The sequence below is a fragment of the Halomarina pelagica genome (assembly GCF_024228315.1).
In the GTDB taxonomy this organism is placed as follows: Archaea; Halobacteriota; Halobacteria; order Halobacteriales; family Haloarculaceae; genus Halomarina; species Halomarina pelagica.
Window position 1 is genome coordinate 69,917 of record NZ_CP100459.1, and the last position, 25,944, is coordinate 95,860.

23 protein-coding genes and 1 pseudogene are annotated in these 25,944 nt (G+C 62.6%); 7 read left to right on the top strand and 17 right to left on the bottom strand.

Going from position 1 to position 25,944, the window contains the following annotated elements; genetic code table 11:
* Positions 1–169 precede the first annotated feature (169 nt).
* From NKI68_RS23290 to NKI68_RS23665, 4 genes are all read right to left on the bottom strand, one after another.
* Positions 170–1,213 (bottom strand): lipid II:glycine glycyltransferase FemX, encoded by a 1,044-nt coding sequence (locus tag NKI68_RS23290; protein ID WP_254547417.1) that lies wholly within the window; start codon positions 1,211–1,213, stop codon positions 170–172.
* 26 nt (positions 1,214–1,239) lie between these two features.
* Positions 1,240–2,886 (bottom strand): alkaline phosphatase family protein, encoded by a 1,647-nt coding sequence (locus tag NKI68_RS23295; protein WP_254547418.1) that lies wholly within the window; start codon positions 2,884–2,886, stop codon positions 1,240–1,242.
* The gene (locus NKI68_RS23300) at positions 2,883–4,853 is read right to left on the bottom strand and encodes an asparagine synthase-related protein (RefSeq protein ID WP_254547419.1); all 1,971 of its coding nucleotides are present in this window, start codon (positions 4,851–4,853) and stop codon (positions 2,883–2,885) included. The genes NKI68_RS23295 and NKI68_RS23300 overlap by 4 nt, the downstream gene beginning before the upstream one ends.
* 208 nt (positions 4,854–5,061) lie before the next feature.
* On the bottom strand, positions 5,062–5,193 hold the full coding sequence (locus NKI68_RS23665) for a hypothetical protein (protein WP_256562737.1): 132 nt from the start codon (positions 5,191–5,193) through the stop codon (positions 5,062–5,064).
* 819 nt (positions 5,194–6,012) lie between these two features.
* Between NKI68_RS23665 and NKI68_RS23305 the strand changes: the two genes are divergently transcribed.
* Positions 6,013–7,254 (top strand): orc1/cdc6 family replication initiation protein, encoded by a 1,242-nt coding sequence (locus NKI68_RS23305; RefSeq protein WP_254547420.1) that lies wholly within the window; start codon positions 6,013–6,015, stop codon positions 7,252–7,254.
* Positions 7,255–7,722: 468 nt separating this feature from the next.
* Positions 7,723–8,085: an Ig-like domain-containing protein gene (locus tag NKI68_RS23310; protein WP_254547421.1), complete on the top strand. Its 363-nt coding sequence runs from the start codon at positions 7,723–7,725 to the stop codon at positions 8,083–8,085.
* A 6-nt stretch (positions 8,086–8,091) separates the two neighbouring features.
* On the opposite strand, the gene NKI68_RS23315 is transcribed toward NKI68_RS23310, so the two are convergent.
* The 4 genes from NKI68_RS23315 to NKI68_RS23330 all read right to left on the bottom strand — a co-directional run bounded on the left by NKI68_RS23315 (position 8,092) and on the right by NKI68_RS23330 (position 13,247).
* Positions 8,092–8,889 (bottom strand): hypothetical protein, encoded by a 798-nt coding sequence (locus NKI68_RS23315; RefSeq protein WP_254547422.1) that lies wholly within the window; start codon positions 8,887–8,889, stop codon positions 8,092–8,094.
* Positions 8,890–9,169: 280 nt separating this feature from the next.
* Entirely contained in the window at positions 9,170–10,597 is a 1,428-nt protein-coding gene (locus NKI68_RS23320) for an oligosaccharide flippase family protein (RefSeq protein WP_254547423.1), read from the bottom strand.
* Positions 10,598–10,624: 27 nt separating this feature from the next.
* Positions 10,625–11,740, bottom strand: coding sequence for a DegT/DnrJ/EryC1/StrS family aminotransferase (locus NKI68_RS23325; protein WP_254547424.1), 1,116 nt, complete (start codon positions 11,738–11,740; stop codon positions 10,625–10,627).
* 202 nt (positions 11,741–11,942) lie between these two features.
* Positions 11,943–13,247 (bottom strand): MFS transporter, encoded by a 1,305-nt coding sequence (locus tag NKI68_RS23330; protein WP_254547425.1) that lies wholly within the window; start codon positions 13,245–13,247, stop codon positions 11,943–11,945.
* Between the two features lie 189 nt (positions 13,248–13,436).
* Between NKI68_RS23330 and NKI68_RS23335 the strand changes: the two genes are divergently transcribed.
* Positions 13,437–14,303, top strand: coding sequence for a helix-turn-helix transcriptional regulator (locus NKI68_RS23335; protein WP_254547426.1), 867 nt, complete (start codon positions 13,437–13,439; stop codon positions 14,301–14,303).
* Between the two features lie 448 nt (positions 14,304–14,751).
* Here NKI68_RS23335 and NKI68_RS23340 read toward each other — a convergent pair whose 3' ends face one another.
* The 9 genes from NKI68_RS23340 to NKI68_RS23375 all read right to left on the bottom strand — a co-directional run bounded on the left by NKI68_RS23340 (position 14,752) and on the right by NKI68_RS23375 (position 21,841).
* Positions 14,752–16,086 carry a Cdc6/Cdc18 family protein gene (locus NKI68_RS23340; RefSeq protein ID WP_254547427.1) on the bottom strand — a complete coding sequence of 445 codons (1,335 nt, stop codon included), beginning with the start codon at positions 16,084–16,086 and terminating at the stop codon, positions 14,752–14,754.
* Between the two features lie 673 nt (positions 16,087–16,759).
* Entirely contained in the window at positions 16,760–17,026 is a 267-nt protein-coding gene (locus NKI68_RS23345; protein WP_497007294.1) for a DUF8121 family protein, read from the bottom strand.
* The gene (locus tag NKI68_RS24065; RefSeq protein WP_497007295.1) at positions 16,957–17,328 is read right to left on the bottom strand and encodes a DUF8121 family protein; all 372 of its coding nucleotides are present in this window, start codon (positions 17,326–17,328) and stop codon (positions 16,957–16,959) included. The genes NKI68_RS23345 and NKI68_RS24065 overlap by 70 nt, the downstream gene beginning before the upstream one ends.
* A 297-nt stretch (positions 17,329–17,625) precedes the next feature.
* Entirely contained in the window at positions 17,626–18,042 is a 417-nt protein-coding gene (locus NKI68_RS23350; RefSeq protein WP_254547429.1) for a hypothetical protein, read from the bottom strand.
* On the bottom strand, positions 18,039–18,329 hold the full coding sequence (locus NKI68_RS23355) for a hypothetical protein (RefSeq protein WP_254547430.1): 291 nt from the start codon (positions 18,327–18,329) through the stop codon (positions 18,039–18,041). The genes NKI68_RS23350 and NKI68_RS23355 overlap by 4 nt, the downstream gene beginning before the upstream one ends.
* A 129-nt stretch (positions 18,330–18,458) precedes the next feature.
* Complete coding sequence (gene msrA, locus NKI68_RS23360; protein ID WP_254547431.1) at positions 18,459–19,004, bottom strand: peptide-methionine (S)-S-oxide reductase MsrA; 546 nt, start codon at positions 19,002–19,004, stop codon at positions 18,459–18,461.
* Between the two features lie 319 nt (positions 19,005–19,323).
* The gene (locus NKI68_RS23365) at positions 19,324–20,130 is read right to left on the bottom strand and encodes an arsenite methyltransferase (protein WP_254547432.1); all 807 of its coding nucleotides are present in this window, start codon (positions 20,128–20,130) and stop codon (positions 19,324–19,326) included.
* On the bottom strand, positions 20,123–20,509 hold the full coding sequence (locus NKI68_RS23370; protein ID WP_254547433.1) for an ArsR/SmtB family transcription factor: 387 nt from the start codon (positions 20,507–20,509) through the stop codon (positions 20,123–20,125). Before NKI68_RS23370 ends, NKI68_RS23365 begins: the two co-directional genes overlap by 8 nt.
* Before the next feature lie 504 nt (positions 20,510–21,013).
* Positions 21,014–21,841, bottom strand: a complete 828-nt coding sequence (locus NKI68_RS23375; RefSeq protein ID WP_256562738.1) for a TrmB family transcriptional regulator — start codon at positions 21,839–21,841, stop codon at positions 21,014–21,016.
* 236 nt (positions 21,842–22,077) lie between these two features.
* Here NKI68_RS23375 and NKI68_RS23385 point away from each other — a divergent pair, with 236 nt between their 5' ends.
* From NKI68_RS23385 to NKI68_RS23670, 4 genes and pseudogenes are all read left to right on the top strand, one after another.
* Complete coding sequence (locus NKI68_RS23385; RefSeq protein WP_254547434.1) at positions 22,078–22,785, top strand: GAP family protein; 708 nt, start codon at positions 22,078–22,080, stop codon at positions 22,783–22,785.
* Between the two features lie 173 nt (positions 22,786–22,958).
* Positions 22,959–23,833: pseudogene (locus tag NKI68_RS23390) on the top strand (transposase); the annotation flags it as partial.
* Positions 23,834–24,197: 364 nt separating this feature from the next.
* A complete protein-coding gene (locus NKI68_RS23395) occupies positions 24,198–25,388 on the top strand; it encodes a tyrosine-type recombinase/integrase (RefSeq protein ID WP_254547435.1) in 1,191 nt (396 codons plus the stop codon).
* Positions 25,389–25,537: 149 nt separating this feature from the next.
* The gene (locus NKI68_RS23670; RefSeq protein ID WP_256562739.1) at positions 25,538–25,672 is read left to right on the top strand and encodes a hypothetical protein; all 135 of its coding nucleotides are present in this window, start codon (positions 25,538–25,540) and stop codon (positions 25,670–25,672) included.
* Positions 25,673–25,944: the final 272 nt, after the last annotated feature.

Here is a 25,944-nt window from a genome sequence, read left to right on the forward strand (position 1 = left end):
GCGGCTAGTGAGGGACACTCTTTTACTTGCTTTCACTGAAAACGAGGGGCGTCCGACATCGGGCTGACGTCGCCGAGGATTAGCGCATACAGCCGCCGTACCGCCGTCGTTCACGTGAAGCGGTGGGGTGTCCGACCCGGGTCGGAGGGTCGTCAACCCCGCGGACAGGTCACTTCACCCGCTCTCGCAGTTCCGCCGTCCGCCCGATCACGTCCGAGGCGAGCGCGCGGGCACCCTCCGTGAACGAGTCGAGGGAGGCCTTCTTCTCGACGTTGTAGTACACCTCGGGTTCGGGGCCGAACTTCGCCTTGTACTTGCAGAGGCGGGGCATGTTCGCGCCGACGAGGTCGTAGCGCGCGAGGCCGCGGTCCATCGCGTCGGACATGATGCGCCAGTCGAGCAGGTCCGCGGCGGGGATGTCGCCGCCGTACTTCGCGCCGCCCTCCCAGCGGTAGATGGTGTCGCCGTACTCGAGGGTGATCATCCCGGAGACGATCTCGCCCTCGTACTCGCAGACGTAGGGGCGGACCTGCCCCTCCGGCAGCGTCTCGTAGAGGTCGATGACGAACCCCGGGTAGATCCGGTACTCCTTGTCCTGCTCGTCGTGGCGCTCCCGGATCTGGCGGACGATCGTCCGGATCTCCTCGACGCCGCCCTCGTAGATCTCGAAGTCGGCCTCCGTGTTGCGGATGTTGCTCCGGGCGTCGCGGCTGAACTCCGCCATGACCGCCTCCTCGCCGGGCGTGAGGTCGACGACGTAGGTGTAGTACGGCGTGGCGTCGTAGCCGCTCCAGACGAACGGCCGCACGTCGGTGAAGCGCCCGCCGAGGCGGATGTACGTCGCGTCGGGGTCGATCACCTCCTCGGTCCACTCCAGACAGCCTTCGACGAACTGCCGCAGGTAGCGCTCTGCGCGCCGGCGCTTCATCTTCTCGAGGTTCAACACCGCCGGGCCGAGCGGGACGCTCTCTAAGATGTACGGCGGGCACTTCACGATCGAGCGGCGGCCGCGCTCGACCTCGAAGACCGGCATGATCCCCACCGGCTCCTGGCCGTTGTAGCCGACGAGGGGCGTCAGGTCCGCCCCCGAGTGGGCGACGAGGAGTTCGAGCGCCTCGTACTGGTGAAAGAGGTTGGTCTGGTTCGACTGCTCAGCGCAGCGGTTCCACGTCTCGCGGTCCGATTCGTCGATGCGGGTGATTTCGATGCTCATGGTCGGATCTGATAGTGCTGTCTCGCTCAGTCGAGGTAGCCGAGGTCTGCGAGGCGGTTTTCGACGCTGTACTCCGAGTCGCTCCCGGCGCGGTCGCGGGCGACCGATCGGGGATACTCCCGCACGCCGACGGGCGAGACCGGATCGAGCACCCGGCCGTCCATGCGGTCGCTGGCGGGGATCCCGAGGGTGGCGAGCACCGTCGGCGCGACGTCGAGGAGGTGCGCGCCGGCGACGCTCGCGGTCGCGTCGACGCCCGCCCCCGCGGCGACGAAGATCCCGTCGCGCTTGTGGTTCCACGGCTCGTTCGGCGGGCCGAAGACGTCGGCCCCGAGGCGCGCGGAGGGGAACTGGTCGTAGTCCGCCGGGATCGTGACGACGTCGACGGCGTCCTCGATCTCCGGGCCGCTGAACACCTCCTCCCGGCGGACGACGCGCTCGAAGACGGGGGCACCGTCGGGCGTCGTCACCCCGCTCAGCAGCGAGATGAGTTCGTCCCGGAGCGACTCGTAGCGCTCCGGCGGGACGATCCCGTTCGGCTCGCGCCCCTCCAGGTTGATGCGGACCCCGAGTTCGACCGGCAGGCGCATGTACGCCCGCGAGTCGGCGAAGTCGACCTGCTCCTCACCGGCGGCGGCCTGCAGGAGGCCCGCGGGGACGACGCGCGCGACGTGGTCGTCGAGGCCGACTCGCTTCAGGACCGTCGCGAGACGATCCGGCGTGAGGCCGACGCGACCGGCGAGCGCCATCCCCCGATCGAGCGCCCGCGTCGCGACCGACGACCCGCCGTCGTCGTCGCCCCCGTCGCTGAGCTGGTCGTGGAAGATGGGCACCCACGACGGCCGACCCTGCCCGGACCGCGTCGTCGTCAGGTACCCCCGATCGCGCAGGAAGGCGTTCACGCGGAACTCCATCCCCTCGTAGGGACCGATGCCGTGGTCGCTCACGACGAACACGGTGTCCGGATCGCACTCCTCCAGGACGCGACCGATCTGCACGTCGATGGCCTGGTAGACCACCTGCAGTTCGTCGAGGTCGCCGGGGAGGTCGTGGACGACGGTGTCCGACTGCTGGAACTGGAGGAACCCGAAGTCGGGGTCGAACCGCTCACAGAGGTAGCGAAACGCCTTCCCCCGCATCCGGACGAGCCGCAGGTACTCGACGTGTTTCGCGACCTTCTCGGCCCGCGAGTTGAACTCCTCCTCCGAGTAGACGCGGTAGCCGCCGATGGCCTCGCGCAGTTCCTCCAGGAGCCCCTCGGGGTGGCAGGCCGGGGACTCCGGCGCGATGAACCCGGGGACGATCGCCCCGTCGATCGCCGACGGGGGGTGGGTCACCGGCACGTTCACGACGACGCTCGACCGGCCGTGCTGATCGAGGATGTCCCACAGCGCGGGTTCGCGGAGCGCCGTCGCGTCGATGACGTCCCAGTCGTAGCCCTCGTACCGGAGGAAGCTGTACGCCCCGTGTTTGCCGGGATTCGTCCCGGTGAACAGCGACGGCCACGCGCTCGGCGTCCACGGCGGCACCTGCGATTCGAGCGGGCCGCTGACCCCCCGCTCGACGAGCGACTGCAGGTTCGGCAGGAGGTCGCGCTCGAACAGCGGATCGAGCACGCCCGAACACGCCGCGTCGATACCGACGACGAGAGTCTCGAGGTTTCGGTCGCTCATGCCAGGTCCTCGAAGGTGATGTCCACGTCGACGCCGGACGCGGCGGCCTCCCCGCCGGCTCCATCGGCTCCGTCGACCCCGTCACGTCCGCCGGTTCCGTCGGTTCCGCCGATCCCGTCGACCCCGTCGTTCCGTCGTTCCGATCCGGCGAGGCGCTCGACGCCGGGCATCCTGAGGAAGCCGACGAGCATGAACAGCTCCCAGTAGAAGTTCTCGCCGTTGACGTGACGACGGTAGCACTCGAGGACGCCCTCCCAGTCGAGAAACGGCAGCGCCTCGATCAGGTCGCGCCGCTCGAGGACCGTCTCGATGGCGAAGCGATCGTGGCGGAGCAGCTCCGGCCCGTGGACCCACGGCCGGTGGCAGTAGTACGGAACGTCCGGTTCGTTCTTCCGGCGACGTCGCCGCATAGAGGTGAGGTACTTGCCGACGTACTGCGCGGCGAACGACCGATCGAGCGACACGCCGGTGCTCGCGTGCGGAACGGCCGCGAGGGGGGGCGAGAGGCGCTCGATCGCCTCGTTGACGATGTCGCGCCGGAGCTGGTACCTGATCGGGAAGCGCAACGCGAGGTCGATCAGCCGGTTGTCGAGGAACGGCGTCCAGTGGGGCACTGACTGCGTCAGCCCGAAGTAGAACAGGTCCGGATCGTTCGACATCGGGTAGAACTCCCGCAGGGAGACGAGTTCGCGAAGCGAGGGGTAGACCACGCCGTGGTGCTCGATGCCGCGATCCGTCTCGCGGACGTTCGCCTCGAACGCCTCCTCCATCGTGGTCGAGACGTCGAGAAACGGCGGGAGCGGCTCGGCGTAGCGCTCGACGTACGCCTCGACCGAGTCGATCGACTCCTCGATCGGAAGCGTGAACGAGCCGAGCGGCCCGAGGTCGACCGCCGGCTGCGGCAGGGTCGTGGCCTTGAACAGCACGTCGGCGTAGAGACCCGTGAGGACGACGTCCACCTCCCGGGCGAGTCTGTCGTCGAACCCCGCCGTGTGCGCCTGATCGAAGCGCCCGTAGAAGGGCATCATCGGGGGGTTCTCGTCGAGGCAGCGCCGGTGGTGGTCACGCTCGCGCTTGAGCCAGACGAACGGGCACCCCGCGGCCCGTGCCGCGCGCTCCGCGACGCTCGCCTCGTCGCTCAGCCAGTCGGAGAGGTGGTACGCGACTGCGTCCCGGTCGGCCGCCCCCGCGAGCAACAGCCGCGAGTCGCTCCCGCCGCTCAACAGCAGGCCGTACCGACGGTCGTCGTCGAGGTACTCGTCCATGACCGTCCCGAACGTCTCGACGAACTCGTCGACGAACGCCGAGAACGGTCTGTCTTCCGGCCGGTACCGGGGCGTCCAGTAGCGCTCGGTCGTCACGTCCCACGTCGCGAGGTCGACGGTCAACACCGACGAGGGCGGCACCTCCTCGATGCCGACGAACGGCGTCCGGGTACCGGAGACCCGTCCCGTGGTGAAGTACTCCGGGAGGGTCTCCTCGTCGAACGCCGCGTCAACCGCGACGGCGAGCGACTGGACGTGCGAGGAGAACGCGATCCCGTCCCCCGCGTGCGCGTAGTAGAGCGGGTGCGACCCCATCCGATCGCTGAACAGGTGGACGACGCCGCGACCCGGGTCCGAGACGACGCCGGCGAAGGTGCCGTTCGCCCCGTCGAGGAACGACGTTCCGAAGCGATCGTAGAGGTCCGCGCAGTAGGCGGCGGGGCGCTCGCGTTCGTGGCGCGTCGCGGGGACGTACCCGTTCGGCCCGTCGTGACCCTGGACCTCGCCCCAGAGCCAGACGAACGCGTCCCCGGGCGCGCGAGCGGGCTGGTCGCTCGCCGCGGTCGCGTGACGGGCGACGGACACCCGGACGTCGCCCTCGTCGTAGTCGAAGGCGAGTTCCCGGTCGGACCGCTGGAGTCCGTCCCGAAGGTGGTCGATCTCGCACCCGGTCGAACCGAGCGCGCCGCACAGTCCTGGCATTCTACCCCGACGTAGACCCGGTTCGTACTTCGTTAATCAGAAGCATAACGTGAGACGTTCCGGTATATATACTGACTCGTCGAAATCCATCGACTGAGACGGTCCCCCCACGAAAACAGTCACGAAGCCGAATCGAACCCCTCCCGCGGTGCGAATCCGAGGGGAAAGCGTCGACTAGCGGGGGCACATCACACCGCGGGCCGGGACGTCACGCCGCGGGCCGGGGAACGAGGTTCGAGACGTACCCGAGCAGCAGCGACCGCAGCGGCGGGTAGAGCGTGACGACCGCGCCGTAGACGACTGCACATGACCCACTGATAGCGATTTCTACCCCACCCACACACCCCTTGTTTCCGACGTTAGCTATAGGAGGGGACCGAGGAGGTTCCAGTAGAAATGGAGGTTGTGATCGCAGGGAAGTCGCCGACACCGACAGAGTCCTCGATACCCACCGTAGGAGTGACGAAACGCGGCGAGAACAGTCGAGAGCGGAAGTGTAGCGTCTCTACTGGAGTAGAGATATCGGCGAAGTCTCCTCGTCTTCGCCTCGTCTGGCGAAGCGCATTGCGGTGACGTATGCATTGCATATACTTAACTTACTAGGATTATGTTCGGTTGTTGGAAGGATCGTTTGCGGGGCCAGTGGAGGATTGCTTGCGGATCAGTGGAGGATCGCTTGCGAGTCGGTGGGGAATCGCGGTCGTTCGATAGCGGTGTAGCGCCAAGCAACCGAGGCGGCCTCTCACTAGGGATCTACCGTCCATCTCCGGGGATTCTCTGTTCGCGACGTGACGGAACTCATCGAAGGAGGTCTGTCGTCCGGACCCTAACGTCGGAAACGAGGGGGGAGGGGGCACCGCTTCGTTACCCGCATCGCTACTGACCCGTCGATAACATGAGGCCGGAAACGACGGGAAAGGAGGAGGTATCATCAGCTACAGCGTCAGTCACTATTCCATTAATATGCGACCAACGTCGGAAACGAGGGGGGAGGGGGCAGGCGCATTAGAGCCTACAACGTCGGAAGCGAGGGGAATCGTTACTTATCGAAAGATCGTGAATCTAGCCGTAAAAAAGCATCTAGTGGGCCTTTACGTCGGAAATTGGGTCGAACAAAGGCCGTAGATTTATGTACTCATATTCACAGACCTGTGTAAGAATGGCCGGAGATCCACTCGATCCAGAGAAGCTCTTCTCGGTCCAGGACGAGATCTTTGCCAATCGGCGTCTCTTGGAGACGAGCCACGTCCCCGAGCCCGGCCGGATCGTCGGCCGAGATATGGAGATCACCACACTCGCGGGGCACCTGGAGGACGCGCTCCTCTGCTCGAGCCCGGAGAACGTAATCGTGTACGGTAAGACCGGTACCGGAAAGTCGCTCGTCTCTCGCTGGGTCTCGCAACGAATTCAGGAGAGCGCTCCGAAAGATGTTACAATTCGTGCGACACGGATCGATTGCTCGCAGGATACGACCGAGACACAGGTCGCTTCGTCTCTCGCACGAACGTTCAACGACCCCGTCGTGACGGGTTCGACGGTCCCCCTGACGGGGCTGAGCGCCTCGAACTACTGGAAGCTCCTCTGGGAAGCGCTCGACGAGCAGTACGACGTTGCGATCGTTATCCTCGACGAAGCTGACCTGCTGAGCACCCACAATCCGCTGATGCGGCTCTCGCGTGCGCGCGAAAACGCCGATACGAACGCCCGAATCGGCGTGATCGCCGTGTCGAACAAGCTCCAGTATCCCAGCCGCCTCGACGAGCGGACCGTAAGTTCGCTACGCGCGAAGGAACTACCGTTCCCGCCGTATGACGCCGACCAGCTCACCGAGATCCTCGAACGTCGGCGTGAGGCCTTCCGTGATGGGGTGCTTTCCGAGGACGTCATCCCGCTCTGTTCGGCGTTCGCCGCGCAGGAACACGGTGACGCTCGCAAGGCGATCGACATCCTCCGCCACGCCGGTAAACTCGCGCACAAGGAAGGGATAGACCGGGTCGTCGAACGACACGTTCGGGAGGCTCGACGGCTCGCCGAGCGTGACCGGTTCACGGAGACGACCCGGACGGCGACGATGCAAGCGAAGGCTGGACTCCTGGCGCTCGCTGCGCTCTCACTTCGGCACGATCGATCCGTGTTCACGACCTCGGAGATCTACGACCAGTATTTCGCCATCGCTCGAGAGATCGACCTCGATCCGTTATCCGTGCGTCGCTTCCGTGATATCCTGAAGGAACAGGCGTTCCTCGGCCTCCTCGAATCAGAGAAAGAAAACGATGGGAAAGGCGGTGGCATCCACATCGACCATCGGCTGATGGACGACCCAGAACTCGTGTACGACACGCTTTCAGAGGACGAACGATTGGGAGAGAGCACTCTCACCATCGACAGTGAGAGCGTTTGAGAACATCCGAGAGCACCGACAGGCAGAGATCGTCGTAAATAGCGTCTCGACGACAGCGACCCGCCCTGATTTTGATTCATCGAGTGACTCTATCGGAATATACTGTATTCGCCTCGTCCGACGTCACACCGTAGGCAGGGAGAGGAGGTTCGCAACGTACCCGAACAGAAGGCCGGAGCGGTGGGCAGAGCGTGACGACCGCGCTGACGGTCGTTTCTATCTCACCTCATCGCACCCCACCCACACCCCCCTCGTTTCCGACGTTAGCGACGCAAGGACAGTGAGAGGGTTCCGGTGGGGACGAGAGATACAATCGCAGGGACCGCTAAGATCGATCGTACGCGCCGATACGCGCCGCCGAAGTGACTGCTCGATCGAAATGGGTGAGGGCAATGAAGTCAGTTCGACGATAGGCCGGATAAATTGTTAGAAGAAGATATTTACCGATTTGCTATCGTGTATGTGAATATGAGAAGGAGGGCAATACTGACCCGGTCGGGGCTCGTCGGAGCAGTCTCCCTCGCAGGCTGCATCGGTTCCATCTTCGGTACGGTCCCCAAGGAGTTCAAGGTGCGAAACGACCGTGACGAGGCGGCGGAGGTACTCGTCACGATTATCGGAGACGACAGGGAGGTCTTCTCAAAGCGATACCGCCTCGCTAGCGGTCAGATCGTATCGGAGAAGTGGCCAGACGTCGGTGCAGAGACGTACACGATCGTGGCTACTGTCGACGGGTTTACCAGCGCGTTCACGTTCGACCCTGCAGATTGGTCCCGACGACACACCCCTGTTGTGAGGATATTTGAAACTGGTGTCGACGTAGAAGTGTAATTCAGCTTAGTCGTAGTAATTAGCGCCCTCGTCGACTTCCGTCGAGAGGAGCCATCGCTTTCTCTCGTTTCCGAATTGGATGGCCGGACCGCCCGAACCCCAAGAGATGCCCGTGATGTCCACTTGATCCCAGGTATGGTAGTAATTAAATATTACGTCGCGGAGAGATGACGTGCTCCCGACCGCATTCATGTACGTTCCGACGTTCGCGGTGTACGTCTTGTCCGAATTCACCGGGTCGTCCTTGTATTTGAACGTCGCCCCCTCTGGTCGGTTCTCCCAGAGTTCGACCGAATCTGATTCGTACGTGTTGTAGTCGTAGTCATTTACGTAGCTCTGCTCGTGGTCGTAGAAGTTGTCGTTCCACCCGATAGTAACCGGGTCTTTCGGCGGCTCACCGTCGCCGGGATTATAGCTGAGAACGACCCAGTCCCAGTAGAAGTCCGCAACGTGCGTTCCCTCGTATCCGTCATGCTTACTAACCGTGAGAGCACGATCGATGTGACTCTTCTCGAGGTTCTGCGTCGAGAACCCATCACTCGAGGGTTTCGGTTGTCCTGGAGTCACGTAGTCTCGAGCCAGGACCTGTCGGGTGGTGAATCCCTGGTTCGAGAGCCACTGATTCCATTTATCAATCCCAGCGTGTTCACGGACCTCGAGTCCGGCTTCCCAGAGCGCCTTGAACTGAGCTGTGTTATCGGGACGTGCAGATCCCGCGACAGGGATGGTACCAACAGCGGCGCACGTTCCCAGGGCCTTCAACACCGATCGTCGACTTCTGGACTGGTTGGTATTCCGTACCATCGTTCTATTTGATGTTACCCCTACACAATAAATTTTACTGAGCCTACAATTACGTAAAGGTTGTAAGATTGAATGGAAATTAGTGACGATACGAGGTATAATCTCGAAATGCGTTACAGCATTCATCACGTCGAACTGACTATCTTGATGATTTATTGAATAGTAGTGGGTAGACGACGTCGTTGGGATCAAACTCGTCCGCCCCTCGTCAAGACCGAAGTTCCCTGGTAACTGCCTTATCGATACCGGTGAGTTACTTCGACACGCATAGGACGACGCCTCACGCCGCGGGCCGGGGAACGAGGTTCGAGACGTACCCGAGCAGCAGCGACCGCAGCGGCGGGTAGAGCATGACGACCGCGCCGTAGACGACCGCGCCGACGGCCACGACGGCCAGCAGTCGGGGGACGGTCGTGATCGGCACCTGCGCCCGGACGACGACGATGACGACCGACATGACCAGCGACGCAAGGACGCACCACGCGAGCTTCCAGTAGGGTAACTGCAGGGTGATGAACTCGGTGAGGTAGCGCACCCGGAGGAGCATCCCGGCGGTGAACGAGAGGGTCGTCGCGAACGCCGCCCCGATGAGTCCGAACTGCGTGACGAGCGCGACGTTCAGGACGAGGTTGAGCACGAGGGCGACGACGGTGGCCCGCGCGACGAGGTTCGGCTTGTCGAGTCCGAGCAGGCATTTCCCGACGAGGAGCTGGATCGCCTCCGGGATCTTTCCCGCGACCAGCACGATCAGCGCGAGCGAGGCGACCGCGAATCCCTCGCCGAAGACGACGCCGAGGATCTCGCGGGAGAGCAGCACCGCGCCGAACACCGACGGGATGATGAGAAACAGCGACGGGACGATGCTCGACGAGACGAGCCGCTCGATGCGGCCGGTCTCCGACCGGGCGTCCCACGCGCTCGTCTGCGGGAGGACCGACATGCCGATGGCGGATGCGAGCAGCGTCGTCACGCCCGCGACGCGCCAGGCGATCTCGTACGCGCCCACGGCCGACTGCGTGAGGAACAGCCCGATGACGAGCACGTCCATCCAGTTGTGCACCTCGATGCCGACGCTCGGGATGAAGTTGTACTTCGCGTAGTTGAACAGCGAGACGGCGTCCCTCGGGTTCGGCTTGCCGACGGGCGGTCGTTCGCGGAAGAGCGCCCAGGCCGAACTGAGCGCCGAGCCGACGAGGACGCCGAGGACGAGCGCCATCACGTCCACGCCGAGCAGGATGAGCACCACCGAGGTCCCCATCTGGATGAGCGAACTCAACAGCTGGATGTCGGCGGTATCGCCGACGCGGAGGTCGCCCCGGAGCCACGCCATCACCACCCGTTTCACCTGCGTCAGCGCGATGGCGGCGATCAACCACAGCGCGAGGGACGCCCCGATGTAGTCGTTGAGCGGCCCGCGAAAGAGTACGATCCCGAAGGCGACGAACGCGACCAACCCGAGCATGAGCGCCACGGCCGAGGAGACGACGCTCCCGGCGTCCTGGCCGCCGCTGATGCGCTTTTCCATCGCCGTGACGATTCCGATGTCCGAGGCCGTGACGAGGACGCTCGACACCGCCTGAAACAGGAAGAAAACCCCCATCTGCTCGCTGCCGAGTTCGCGGGCGAAGAACGCCATCGCGACGAACGAGACGGCGTTCGTCGCGATCTGTGCGCCGAACAGCTTGACACTCGACTTCGAGATGTTCATCGACATGGTGGTGGTAGTGGGTGGGAATCAACGGACGCGCGCGGCGAGGCGATCGACGTCCGCAGGGGTCATATCCTGATGGGCCGGGAGGAGCACCAGTCGCCGCGCGCGTTCGTTCTCGGCTCGATACTCGGGGTTCCCCTCGACGCCCGACGGGAGCGTCGGCCACGCGAACGCGCTCGCCACGCCCCCGAGCGAGTCGACGAGCGCCGCCGGGTCGTCGGCGACGACCGGATAGAACCACGGACAGACGCCGGTCGGAAGGTGCTCGAAGGGCGGGGCGAACCGGTCGTCGCCCGCCAGGTGGTGGTGCCACCTGGCGAACGCCGCGCGCCGGTTCACCGTCACCGCGACGGGGTCGATGCGCGTCAGCGCCGTCGACGAGAGCTTCGACATGCGGACCTTCGATCGCTGGTACTCGCCCACGGGATCGTCGGAGGGCGGGAGGTACGGCGTATCGTCCCCGTTACAGAGGTGATCCACGAACTCGAGGGCGGCCTCCCCGACCGACCCGGTCGCGGAGAAGGCGGCCCCGGCGCAGTAGCGGTAGTCGGCGCACGTGTAGCGGTCGCGAACGCCGGTTAGCGGCAACCGTTCGGTCGGATCGACCCGCGAACTGTTGAAGTACAGCACCGCCCCGTCCGGGACGGGGAGCGTCTTGTGGAGGCTCGTGAACCCCACGTCGCCGAACGTCCCCAGGAGGCGACCGTCGCGGCGGCTGAGCGTCGAGTGGGAGTTGTTGTCGATGAGCGCGAGGTCGTGGCGGTCGGCGAGCGCCGCGATCTCGTCCAGACGGGGCTGGGGGAACCCGAAGTAGTGGACGACCACGATCGCCGACGTCTCGTCGTCGAGACGCGCCTCGGCGTCCGCCACGTCGGCGGAGAGGTCGTCCGCGACGCGGTAGAAACGCGGCTCGACGTCGAGTTCGTGGAGCGGTTCGACGACCCCCGGCGGGAGGTACGACGGCAGGAGGACGTTCGTCCCGGGGCAGTCGAGCGCGACCAGCGCGCTGCGGAGCGCGATCTTGCTGCTCGAACAGAAGCGATACGGGACCCGCGACCCGTCCACGACGGACTGGACGCTCCGGCGCGACGGCGGGAGCAGGGGCCACGGTCGCCTCCGGGGGAACGACGGGGGACTCATCGACGACGGGAGACGACGGGGACTGAAGGCGGTACCCGACGGTGCTCGCGCACGCAGTGCATCAGTGGCTACCGATCGGTCCGCGGGGCATTGTTATGAGCGGCTTATGTCGAAGCGGGCGGCGCGGCGTGCGGAGTTATACCGCGCCGCGTGTGGTGGGTATCGCCGTCACCACCCACCGGTTCTGATGCTCACCCCGATACTATCCCCCGCCCGCGTCCGGTACCGGGGCGTCCTCCGACAGCGGACGTACCGCCGCGAGCGTGACGACGGCGAGCGCCAGCGCGGCGACGGCGGCGACGCCGAGCAGGGGCCGGTACCCGGTCGCGGCCGCGACCCCGGCGAAGAAGACGGGGCCCGTCGCCCGACCGAGGAACGTGGTGCTGTTGCGGATGCTCAGTGCGCCCGCGCGGAACCGTCCCGGGACGAGGTGGCTCACCGCCGCGTCGACGGCGGGCACGCTCAGCCCCAGCCCCGCGCCGAAGACGAAGACGGCCGCCGCCACGACCGCCGGCGAGGGGGCGATCCACGCGCCCGCGAGGCCGACGCCGTAGCAGGCGTACCCCGCGGCGACGAGTTGCTGGTTCGTGAAGCGGCGCGCCAGTCGCCCGTTTCCCATCGAGACGACGATCGCGGCGATCTCGGAGGCGGTCAGCGTCAGCCCGATGAGCAGCGGCGAGAGGGCGAACTCCGCCGACAGCAGGAACGGCAGGGCGGTGATGATCGCACCGAGGGCCAGCGCCTCGGTGACGAACGCCGCCCCGTAGTACGTCAGGGCGTCGCGACCGGCCAGCGCGCGGGCGGCTCCGCGCAGGTAGGCGAGGCTCCGCGTCTCGCGCTCCGACTCCGGCTCGTCGAGCAGGACGTACGCCGCGACGGCGACGGGTAACCCGACGAGGTACGCGAGGAACGGGGCGTTCCAGGAGATCGCCGCCAGGACACCGCCGACGATGGGAAACACCGCCGCACCGGCGGCCAGCGCCGCGTTGTTCGCGCCGAAGACGGCGTTGCGCCCGACGCCGTCGAACGCGTCGGCGATGATCGTGACCGTCGTGATGAAGATGCCCGCCGAAGCGACCCCCTGGACGAGGCGGATCAGGAGCACCGTCGCGAAGTCCGGCGCGACGGCGATGGCCCCGCCCGCGACGCTGAACACGACCAGCGACGGGACGAGCACGCGCCGTCGGCCGACCCGGTCCACGACGACGCCGATGAACGGCGAGAGGACGATGCCGACCGCGAAGTACGCGCTGACGAGGAGGCTCGCCTCCGCGTCGGCGAGCGCGAACGCGTCCCGGACGACCGGCAGCGCCGGACTCACGAGCGGGACGCCGAGCGGCGCGAGCAGCGTGCTCGCCAGCACGACCTGCACCGTCGGGGAGCGCCAGGGGACGCCCGCGCTCGACTCGGGAGCGGCCGATCCGGTCGCGGACGGATCAGTGACCGCCGATCCGTCCGCGAGGTCGGGATCGCTCGCCTCGCGGCCCCGGTCGTCTCGTGTTGACATACCCCACTGTAGGCGAGACGAGTCGTTATAGTTAATTTTCGAGAGATGTTTTCCGCTGCGCGAGCGCGTTCTCGTCCGGGACCCCGGCCGCCAGACGAGAGCCGTCTCACGCCCTGAGATACGGTTATGTTCGTTCGTCGCCTGCTAGCTCTCCTGGAGGTGGCGACCGAACGGTCCGCCAGAAGACACATGGGGCGCACGGTCATCGACGAACTACGACGGGAGGCGGCGCGACTCGACGTCCGCGATCGGATGGACGACGAGGAGCGCATCGACACCGAACGGCTCTGCGAGTACGTCCGCCACGGGCCGCTGCTGGAGGCGCTGTTCGACGGACCGCTCGACAGGCGGGACATCGAGGAGTGCCTCGGCGTCTCGCGGGCGACGAGCCACCGCTTCACCCGGTGGCTCGAAACGGAGGGCCTCGCGACGAAGGTAGACGGGCAGTTCGCCCTGACGGGCCAGGGCGCGGTCATCGCCGAGGAGATCCTGCGATTCGAGTTGCACGTCGCGGCGGCCCAGCGCCTCGCGCCGCTGCTGTCGAGCATCTGTGACCACCACCGGGAGTTCGTGATCGAACCGTTCGCGGACGCGACGGTCACGACGGCCGATCCCGCGGACCCCTACAGGCCGGTCCGGCGGTTCGTCTCGCTCGTCGAGGAATCGACCACCCTCCGGGGGTTCAACACGACGGCGATGGCCCCGCTCACGATGCAGTCGTTCTACGAGCGACTCTTCGGCGAGATGGAGACGGAGATCGTCTACCTGCCGAGCGCCGTCGACGGACTCCTCGCGTCGTACCCCGAGCAGGCCGAGCGAGTGCTCGAGACGGGCCGGCTCACGCTCTTCACGCGCGAGGCGCTCCCCTACGGACTGGCCATCTTCGACGACCGGGTCGGCATCGGCGGCTACGACGAGGACACAGGCCTGCTCCGGGTGTTCGTCGACACCGACGCCGAACGCGCCCGCGAGTGGGCCGAGCGCGTCTACGAGCTGTTCAAGGAGGATTCGGACCCGCTGGAGCGGGTTCGAGAATTCGGCGCGATGACGGAGTGAGGAGCGGTACTCTTCGGCGTCGTCCGTCGTTCCCATACCGCCGTCGCGGGTGTCACACCTGTGACGGCCTTGGAATCGGGATCGAACGCGACGGCCGAGCGCTCGGCGGCGGCGTTCGAAGGAAATGACACCACTTCAGATATTCACGGTATCGACCCGTGTTTTCCGATGTTTCCGCTGTTACCGATATTTTATATAGGACACCCACCCGTCGTTTCCGCTGTTCTCAGGACTCGGTTACACAGGCATCGTTGGGATTGGGACGGGTTTGCTCCCGGTAGAGAAACGAGTAGCGGCGAACCGAGTGTCATCACGGATTTTCGAACGATCCGGTGACTATCGTGGCGTGAACGAGGAGGCATCCCGACGCGGGGCCCCTCATTTAGACCACTAATCCAGACATATTTCGTCCGGCGGTATGAAGGATGGATGCCCACGAACAGGACGATTACGACGCTGCGCGCTCGCGGAGTTCGTCTGCCGTAGCGAGGCTCGGAAGGTCATCACTGACGGCTCGAAGGGCGACATCGGGATCGACTTGAAGCCAGTGTTCGCGCGCGTTCTTCTTTTTTCCGTCCGTGAGCTGAGAGCCGACTATTTCGAGGAAGCGTTGCTCGCGAAGGAGCAGATAAACGCCGTTGTAGGTGAGTTCTTTCAGGTCAGCGACCCCACAGACGTTCTTATACCGGTCATATATCTGCGACGTCGAAAACGCCGACTCGTCGGAGGTGAGGTGTAAGCTTGCGAGCGCATAGAGGACGGCCTTCGCCTGCGGCGTGTTCCCTCGCATCAGTTCGCGTACTCGATCGACTTCCGCGTGGTCTGCTACGTGTTCAAGATGGACTTCCGTAACGGCTTGGTCACCTGCTTTTTCTGCGGCTTCCCCGGCCGCTTTTAATACGACGATGGCTTTCCGGGCATCCCCGTGTTCCTGAGCACTGAGCGCGGCACACTTTGCGATGACTCCCGCTTCGAGAACTCCCTCGTGGAAGGCATCACGTCGGTTTTTGAGGATGAGTTGCAACTGTTCCGCATCGTACGGTTTGAACACGAAGTCGACCTGATGGAAGCTACTGTCTACGCGTTCACTCAATCGTTCTTTGAAGCGAACTTTGTTACTGATCGTAACGATACCCAGGTTGCAGTCGGTAAACCGGTTCTCTTCCGCCCGTGAGAGTTTGTTGAGCACGCCTTCGGCTTCCCCCTCGGCACTGACTTCACGAAGACCGTCGACCTCATCTAGAATGATAATAGCGTGGTCGAAATTTGAGAGAATATCTTCCCAGAGATAAGCGTAATAGTCGTCTGCTCCGATACCCCGACGCGGTATCTCGAGACCGAGATCGTGTTCTTGGTTGAGTGAACGAGCGATCGTCTTCGCCGCTTTCGTCTCCGTGGTCGCCGACGAACAGTCAACGTACACCGTCGCGACATCTATTCCGCGGTGGATCGCAGTGATCTGTGCACGTTGAGTAACGTGCCGAGCGACGAGCGACTTTCCAGTCCCTGTCTTACCATAGATGCCAATATTGTTCGGCGCTTCGTTCTTGGTAACGACCCCAATCTCGTTCGCGATCCGCTGTATTTCGGTATCACGGCCAACGATACGATCCTCATCGGGCACGTGACCGATCCGTAGAAGATCTTTGTTGGCAAAGATTCTACATTCAGAACTGGGCTCATCTGGTGGAGGGAATAACGGATCGTTTGCTGGATTCGTTACGTTAGCTTGAACGGCAGACTCCGATTGCGCTGAAGGACCTTTGTTAACATCACTATCCATGATATTCATAATATCAAAGACAGACATACATAAGCATTGATCTTCGATCGAACCCCGCTTAGACCACTAACTACATTTAGACGGGGTGAAGAACCCGATTCCACGATGTGTGCTTATTTACATGAGAGGTAGATTCAGAACACAAACTGACGTACATATTGGGTCTCAGGATAAATTATCGTAGGATGAATTAGAAGATCGTGGTCCTCCTCAACCTCTTCAACTAACCCTCACCCCCCTCATTTAGACCACTCCGGTAGTGGGAGTTCTCCAGACATAGTAATTACGCCACTAATGAATCTTTCTTTGACGGAAAAAATTTCCCCATACATAGTTTTCTCTCAATGAAAAGGAGAATGATCTAAATGAGGAGGGGGGGGTTCGTCCCGGTACAGGTTGTCAGCATAGGTGGTCTAAATGAGGGGGGAGGGAGCCGACGAGAGATGTCATTGAAACGAGTGCAGATAACAGTCTGTACCCACGAAAAATCAGCGTCGCTGAAACGACGTTCCCAGCCCGCCCCACCGCATCGGCTCTCGAGAACAGCGGAAACGACGGGTGGGTGTCCTCCGAGTTACCCCGATCCCCGTGAGGACGAATCCACGTCGTACTGAACGAACGGAGAGACTCGGCGGTTCGCACAGTATTTAAAACAGAGGTGAAAAGAGAACCGTCACTGCTTTCGCAACTCCGGAAACTCCAATCTGAGTCGACCGTCGAGCGTGTAGCCACCGCCGAACCAGTCGTCGCTCGCGAGTTCGATCGTGCCGTCGACCACGAGCGTCGTGGCTGTCTCCGATCTCGGCCTGACGAGGAGGTCGAGCGTGCTGATCGTCTCGTCCGCGAGGTCGTCCAGGTCGTCCACCTCGATCACCGTCCCGGAACCGCGAAGAGGGGAGTAGAGCGAGACGGAAGGCGGCGGTGATCCGTCGCCCTCCACCGGCGTCTGACGGCGACCTGCGCGGGGGATGCCGTCTCCATCCCGGTCTCCGTCCCCGTCCCCGCACCCGCCCCCGTCTCCGTCGACGGCATCCACACCCGGAGTCGAATCGACTCCACGTCGGTTCCCGATCGGTGCCAGATCTCGGTCCGGAGGTCGATCAGGCCGGTCGATACGCCCCCCGTGACGCCCAGTTTGCCGACCTCCTCGCCGTTCGACGAGAAGATCAGACCGCGCCTCCCGCCGGTTCCGCGTGGACGGTCGGATTGGAGAGCGTCGTATCGGAGCGAACCGTTCCACATCCGGCGGTTCCAACCGCACTGCCGGCCCCGAGGGTGGCGAGAAACGTTCGTCTGTGCACGGAGACATATCACTTTCCCGGTCTTATTGCCTTTGTGTCATCCGAACGGTTAACCGGACCCGAGGGGTGTACTACGAGCACCCCGAGGGTAGCGAGAGAACGTAGCGGGGCCCGTTCATCGGGGGCTCCGCCAGTCCGCCGCTGACTCGCCGCGGAACGTCGAGGGCTTCGCCACCGAGGGCGACATACAGACGGCGCAGTCACGGCGAGCAGCGACGCTCGTGACCGGAATCGGACGTCAGTAGTCCCTCGGGTGAAGCCGTTCGTACTCGAACTCGCCCTCGTGCAGGAGATGTCTGTCCAGAGATACGATCGTGTCCCGATCGAGGACGTCGGCAACGTGTACGAGCGTTGCGTCGTCGAAGTCGAGTTCGGTGTCGCGCTGGAGATCACAGATCGCGATCTTATCACCGAGGGTGAGTCGGTAGAGCGTGAGTCCATCCGCCACCGCTATCGAGTAGACGAAGTCCTGTATCTCGTCCGGCGCGTCGTCCCCGAAGTAGGTGTTGAAGATAGCGCAGACGCCGTGGAGATGAAAGTCGGTGAGGTACCCGTCTACCGCTCCATCGTCGAGGTCGTCGAGTATCGCTTCGCACTCGTCCGCGTACTCGTCGTCGAGGTAGTACTCGAGGAAGATCCCCTGATCGAGTATCATTCCCGCTCGTCCCGGCGCTCGCGGTGCCGATCGAGAAGCGCGTCACCCACGCCGTGTTTGAGGTCCGTACTCGACCGGTCCACGTGACCGAGTGCCCCGCGCTTGTTCTTGATCGGGTTCTGCGTCGGTCTCATGTCGAGGTCGACGTCCTGGTCCGCCACCCACACGGACACCGCTTCCTCTCCCGCCTTCCCGATAGCGCCCCGCTTGTGGCCGAACCGTTTCATCGCCCACTGCCTGAACCGCGCTTCGACCTCGTCCGGCACGTCGAACTTGATCGTCCCCATGGTAGTAGTCGATACGTACCTACGTACCTAAGTCCCTTCGGGTGCGAGTGGCCGACGAAGCCGTTCGATCGTCAGACGTCTCAGCCATTGCGTCGGACGGAGCGACCGGCGTTCGGAAACCGCGAACGCCTACTCCCGGACCTTCGTGGCGAACTTCTCTCGCACCTTCTTGATCTTCGGTTCGGCGTGGAAGGTGCAGTACGCGTCGTTCGGGTTCTTGGCGTAGTAGTCCTGGTGGTACTCCTCCGCCTCGTAGAACGCCTCGAGCGGTTCGATCTCCGTCACGATGGGGTCGTCGTAGATCCCCGCGGCCTCGAGTTCCTCGACGAACGCCTCGGCGATTTCGCGCTGCTCCTCGTCGTGATAGAAGATCGCCGAACGGTACTGCGTGCCGACGTCAGGCCCCTGGCGATCGAGCTGCGTCGGGTCGTGGACCGTGAAGAAGACCTCCAGCAGTTCGTCGTACCCCACCGCGCTCGGATCGTACTCGACCTGGACGACCTCGGCGTGGCCGGTCGTCCCGGAACAGACCTCCTCGTAGGTCGGGTCCTCCGTCTCGCCGCCCGCGTAGCCGGACGTCACCGAGCGTACGCCGGCGAGTCGCTCGAGCGGAGCCTCGACGCACCAGAAACAGCCGCCTGCGAACGTCGCCCGCTCCGTATCGGATTGACTCATCACCGACCGTAGGGTGCGCAGGCAGTAATCCCCTGTGCTCTGTGGGTCGCTCCGACCCCGAAAGGCGAGCCGGCACGGTACCCGGTACGGTCACAGAGATGCAAGGAGGAAGCCCACGGCTTTAGCCGTGAGAGAGCAGACGAATCAGTGCAACTATCGGACCGATCGCCGTTGTGGAGGACGAGGAACGGGAGCCGCGTGGTCCAGACCGACCGGAGGACACCCATCGACACGGCTGTCGGATGACGGATCCCCCCGGTCGAGGTGTTCGAGACGGAATAATCAGCGGTTGCGCGTGGAGTCGAGCGGTCCGATCTCGCTACGGCTTTCGTGCTTCGATGACCGACGAGACGAGGTATTCGCTCAGGTCGCGCGTCTCGTCCCACGTCCGAATGAACGACTGACTGTCGTCCTTCGGCGTGATCGAGATCGCGTCGAAGCCCACCGCGTCGAGCCACCGTTCGAGTTCGTCGATCGTCGCCGCACCCGAGACGCAGGCCGCCAGTGCCTCGGGATCGTCGCGGACCTCGTCCGGGAAGGGAGCGGTCCGAACGACGTCCGATATCGCCAGTCGACCCCCGGGACGCAGCACGCGGAACGCTTCCTCGAACACCCGTTGTTTGTCCGGAGAGAGGTTGACGACGCAGTTCGAGATGATCGCGTCGACCGTCCCGTCCGCCATGGGGAGGTGCTCGATCTCGCCGAGGCGGAACTCGACGTGATCGACCTCGTTACGAATCGCGTTCTCCCGGGCCTTCTCGACCATCTCAGGGGTCATGTCGACGCCCACGACGAGCCCGGTCGGACCGACCGCCCGCGCCGCGAGAAAGCAATCGAAGCCAGCGCCGGAGCCGAGGTCGAGCACGGTCTCCCCGTCCGCTAATCCGGCGATCGCCGTCGGATTTCCGCACCCCAGTCCCAGGTTCGCTCCTTCGGTGACCGAATCGAGGTCGGCGTCGTCGTAGCCCAACTCGCGGGTTCGCGCGTCCAGGTTGGACGACGCACAGCAGTCGCTCTCACAGCAGTCGCTCCCGTCCGCATCGGTAGCGATCTCGGCGTACCGCTCGCGGACGATGCGACGCTGTTCGTCGGCGGTTCGAGCGGCTGTGGGCCGATCCTCAATCATCGGTCTCACCTCGGATGTCGTCGAGCGTCCGGAGCAGTCGTTCTGCGGCGGGGGTGGCGCTGTAGTAGCGCCAGCGACCATCCTTGCGTCGCGTCACGAGCCCGGCGCTGTGCAACCGCGACAGCGCCTGACTGACTGCCCCCTGACTCACGCCGAGGCTGGGCTGGAGCTGACAGACGCAGACGCCCTCCTTCGACCCGGCGATGAGTCGAAGGGCTTCGTACCGAGTGTCGTTACCCATCGCCGAGAGCAACTGTACGTCGGTCGCGACGTCCGCCTCCTCGGCCGCGACCGGTGACGCACAACACCCGGCGCTGTCTTCCGCGTCTTCCGTGTCCTTCGTGTCCTCCGTGTCCTCCGTGTCCTCCGTGTCATCCATGTCGTCCGCGTCATCCGTGTCCTTCGTGGCCGTCGTCTGAGACTCCATCTTAGCGACTACTAATATTAGCCTCTGCTAATATAGTGGTTGCGGTGCCGAAGCGGCGATCCGCCATCGACTCGTTCGATCGCTGCGACCGCACCGAGGAACGGTTCGACGAACTCGGATCCGGCCGCCGAATCCCCTGAACCCGCTCTGTCGACGAGACGCCCCCGAGCTATCGCTGAGACCTCCTGCTACGAGTGACTCGTCCGGGACACGACGCTCAGCGCTTCGGAGGACGGAGATCTGATGCGCCTGTCGGCGGGATACGGGGGATTATTCGAGTGGAGGATCAGCAGACGTGGCCCATCCGTGCGACGAACTACGAAAAGAAGGCCACGTCACCCGGCCGAACTCCGAGTTCGTGGGTGCCCCACAATCTCGGAGGATGGATTTGATGCGTGCCTTTATTTCTCCACATTCATTTTTGAAACTGAATCGTAGTCACGTGAGACCGTGAGGTCACGAGTTCCCAGAGTCTTCAATCGAAGTGATGGGCGTTGCTTGCTCCCAGTAGGATTCGAACGATGTATCGACAGTTCGGACGAACTCTTGATCGTCGATCTGGGTCACCCCGAGGATCGAATGAGGATCAAACGGATCGGCCACGTACACGCAGAGGTCGGTTTGGTCGATCAGATCAATACTGTTGTACACCCCGTCCGTAATCCGCAGTTCGAATCCCTTATGGTCAGTAATCTCACGTACTGCCACGTCTTCAAGTGATGTCGGCAGTTCGCGGAGGAGCTGCCGAGTCAAGAGGACTTTGACAGTTATACCTTGATCCAGCGCATCAACGAATTGGCCCACATTTTCCTCGTGTACCTGGTCGAGACCGAACAACCCACCGGCAACAGTCGTTCCGGTCAGCTTCCATTCGTCGGTGGCTTTTCCCACCCGTTCGGTCAACATACGAAATATTTCGCCCGGCTCACCCATCGCCGTCCAGAATCGACCATCGATCGGTTTCTTCGATCCCAGCTGCGAAGTGACCTCCGCAGCGATACTTTCGTACCTTGCTCGTTCGACCGTCAGCTCCTCTTTTCGTTCTTCAAGGAGTCGCGTCACCGCGATTTCCGGATTGATCGGTCGGTGTATTCGGGGGCGCGTGTTCGGCTGCACCCGTACGAGTCCCCGTGACTCAAGACCGTTTACTACGTCGTAGATTCTCCCTTTTGGCACCCCACTTTCCTCTGATATTTCCTCGGCGGTCGCAGCCCGAAGCGTTAACAGCGCCGTATACGCCCGTTCTTCGTAGCTTGAGAGCCCGAGATCACATAAAGAGGCCATAGTAATCGTTCTATCCCGTCAAATAAAACCCTCACGACGTTGTTCAATATTTCTTCATGATTTCGCTCATCTGGGTTTCTGTGGCTCATACCACACCATCAATTCATAATAAAACTGGTATAATGTGTTCTATTGTTCGAGAACATCTTTACCCATACCAAACGATCCATACATATGAGCAGTGAAACAGGTGATCTGAACTCAGCCGAAGTAAGTGCTTATTCGGAGGAGCAACTATGGATGCAGCATTAATCACTGCGCTCTTCGCGCTCGCCTTGATTGATAGCACGAGCCTCGGCACGCTGTTCATTCCGATCTGGTTGCTCTTACAACCGAAACGAGTCACAACCAGTCGACTGCTCACGTACTTGACGACGATCGCGGGTTTTTACTTCGTGATTGGTATCGCACTTATGATGGGTGCTGCCTCGCTGGCACAAGCCCTAACTGGTGTCCTCGACAGAACCACAACACTCTATCTCCAACTGGCTATTGGGATCGGTTTAGTTGTGCTGTCCGGTTACTTCTGGCTGAGGCAACGGCTAACAGATTCAGCCGATAAGACTGACCGGTGGCAAACGCGTGTTGCTGACCAGTCGTCATCAACGCGCGGTATCGCGGGACTCGCATTACTCGCTGGAGTGCTGGAACTGACCATGATGTTGCCGTACTTAGGGGCGATCGGGATGCTCACGACATCAGACATTGGCTGGTCGGTACGAATCCTCCTGTTGTCAGGATATGCACTTATTATGATTGTTCCTGCGTTGGTGCTTTTCGTCATCCGATCGCTTGTACATGAGCAAGTGGAACCGTGGTTGGAGCGCCTCAATAAGTGGATTGGCAAACAGGCCGATGAAGCAACCGTGTGGGTGCCAGCTGTGGTTGGGTTTCTCGTTGTATACTCTGCTGCAGGAGGATTGGGATGGGTGGAGCCACTATAGTCTGGAAGAATCATAATAACTCGGATTACCGATAAAATTTTGAAATTACACTTAGCGGAAGTGTATACGCCCGATCGATACGCACAGAATTTGACAAATATCCACGGGGGTCGTTATTCGCTCTTGGGTTCGGCAATGAGTTGGCCATCACTGTAGACTAAGCGACTAGCGAGTTCTCTGAGGAAGAGATTTACCGAACCACGCGCCTCGCTCGTAAGCATGGATTCGGTCCGTTCGACTCTGGGAGAGCTCACAACGCGACGTACGAAGACACGCGATTCTTTGAGCTTCAGACGTTCATTGGAATGGTCGGTTGTGGCACTCCGCAAGGCGCGGCTCGGTTCAAATTCCGTCGAGGCAAAGAGTACGGTCCCCACGGAGACACGCACCTCCGGGCAGTCAAACAATTTGACCCGGAGAGTCTACTCGCAGGATTTCAGCAGGCGACAGACCGACTCCTCTCGGTGATTCAATCGAAGTCCTCGTTTCGTCGTCCAGTCACCGTAGCGATTGACATCACGACTGTTCGCTAGTTTGGTGATGTGGAAGGAATGCCGATGGTCAGCGGGACAAAGGATGGCGATGGAAGAGCGTTCAAATTTGCCACACTCTCAATTGTCGGCTGGAATATTCCATTAATTCTCGCTATCGAACCCGTTCGTGAGAGTTCCTCATGGGACCACAATCCGCCGAATCGGATTCATCGCGTAGTGCGACGACTCGTTCGACGCGCACAGGAGCACGTTCCCATCGAGATGGTGCTGTGCGACAGGGAGTTTGACTCGAAAGCGGTGTATCAGACGCTCTCGAACCTCGACGTGAACTATCTCATCCCAAAACGCATCCACAATGACGAGCGAGAGGCTATTGAGACGATGGACGAAGATGGGCAGGAGATCGCTACTGAGTCAGCAACTGTCCACGTCGAGCAGGGCTCACCGATTTCCTGCTGAAGGCGGGTGTCGGTGGAGAGATGGACTACGCACCGATTCTGACGGCTGGCGAGTGTGTCGAGTTGGTTTGCTCAGCACTGATCCCGCCAGATTAACGCTCTTTGTCGATTCGGATTGCCTGTGGTGAGTGACGACGCTGTGCGAGACCTCGAATTGTGAACTACTTTTGCGTACCTAACGAGCATGAACCGAGAGGTACGACCGATTCCTTACCCGTAGAGCCCATTTGTGCCACAGCTATCGCGGAAACTACGCCGAAAAACGGTCTATCCTCCGAAACTGTGGGTGCCCACGCGTCGATAAATAGGTATAGCGCTATACAGTACATAAAGTCGGAAATCCCGTAGAAACGAATTGCTGAGCGCTCTCGCTCCCGTTTCCGGAATGAAACCGAGCACTTTGTTGTACTCCGATACAACCGAGTGTACTATGTAGGGACGAGCCGTCGGTCGACGATGAATGTCACCTCCCGACGAACGAGCGCGTTCCGGCGGGCCGTCCGAGCGGAGAGTCCCGAATTCCGAGGACGAACTCGGAACGCTCATCGAGCGCTACCTGGACTCGAAGAGCCGCGGTGCCCGCTCGGACGGGACCCCGACCGGTACCTATCGCGCTAGCGCCGCCTCGGAACTCCGGCGCTGGCGGCGGTGGATGGACGCGCGAGGGTACACCGTGGACGATCTGACGGAAGACGGCGGGCGCGTGCTGCGGCGGTACGCGACGCACCTGACACGACGGACCCGCGGCGACGACGGGATCGCCGCCTCGACGGCGCACACCTACTTCGCCTACGTCTCCGGCTGTCTCTCCTACGCCGTTCGGGACGGCACGTTACCGCTCAATCCGGCGCTCACCGAGCGGGCGCGCGAGGAACTGCCCGACGACTCCGGGGCGGACCGGACCGACCAGCAGTTCTGGTCGCGCGACCAACGCCGTCGACTGGTCCGGTTCGTCGACGAACGAGCCGTGCGAACCGCCGACGCGGGGCTCGGTGCGACCGCGGAGGTCCGCGATCGGGCGCTCGTCCGCGTGCTCGCGTACGCCGCCGTCCGCGGAGCCGAGATCCTCCGTCACCCCAAGGACGATCGACCCGGTCGGCAGGGGCTCCGCTGGCGGGACGTCGACCTCGACGGCGGGACGATGCGCGTTCTCGGAAAAGACCAACGGCGCGAGTCGGCGCTGCTCCCGCGAAAAGCGGTGCACGGACTCGAACGGTGGCATGCGGTTCACCGACCGCCGTCGGGGGAGTGGCCCGTCTTCCCGACGGACCACGGACCGAGCAAGTACCGAGCCGTCCGCGAGGCGCTCGGAGACGATGCCGACCCGATCCTCGACGAATTCGACGACGTCGACGCCGTGCTCAGGGAATACGACGTCGTACCGCCGGCGCTCACGACGGACGGGGCTCGGTCGGTCCTCCGTCGGTTGACCGCCGCCGCGGGGATCGACGTGCCCGACGAGGACGTCGAGTACCTCCGGTTACACGGCGCACGGCGCGGGATACTCGAGGAGATCTACCGGCGCGACCGCGGCGACGCGCAGGACCTCGCACGGCACAAGTCGCTCTCGACGACCAGGGAGGCGTACCAGCACATCGACGCCGAGGAGCGGACGAAGCGGATCGACGCCCACCTGGACGAACTGGAGTAGTCGAACGCCCGAGAGGCGTCGATGCGACTCTGGAGTCCGAACTGAACATATAGTACGAACGGTACGAACGGTACAAACTATACGAGGCGTTAGAGAGAGGCAAGATAGAGAGGGGGGGGGAGGCGGGAGAGGCAGGAGAGGTGGAAGAGATGGGAGAGGTAGAAGAGATGGGGGAGGGAGAAGAGATGGAGGAGGGAGAAGAGATGGAGGAGGGAGAAGAGATGGAGGAGGGAGAAGAGGCGGTCCAGCGTACCCAAACTGTCCGAGAGGTCAGAGATACATGAGAGGTACGAGAGGTACGAGAGGTACGAGAGGTACGAAAAGTACGAGAGGTACGAAAAGTACGAGAGATCAGAATGAGACGAGACGCGTGAGAGGGGTCGGACGGGCGAGTGAAACGAGATCGACGAACGCCTCGTCGGTCGGAGGGATCGGATGGGCATTCCGATTCACGCGGCCGCAGACCTTGTGTAGCGGCGGTCTTGTACGGGACGTACGGTTCGTAGAGTTTGGATAGCCGATGTAAATCGTAGAGGTTTGACGGATCTAACAGTTC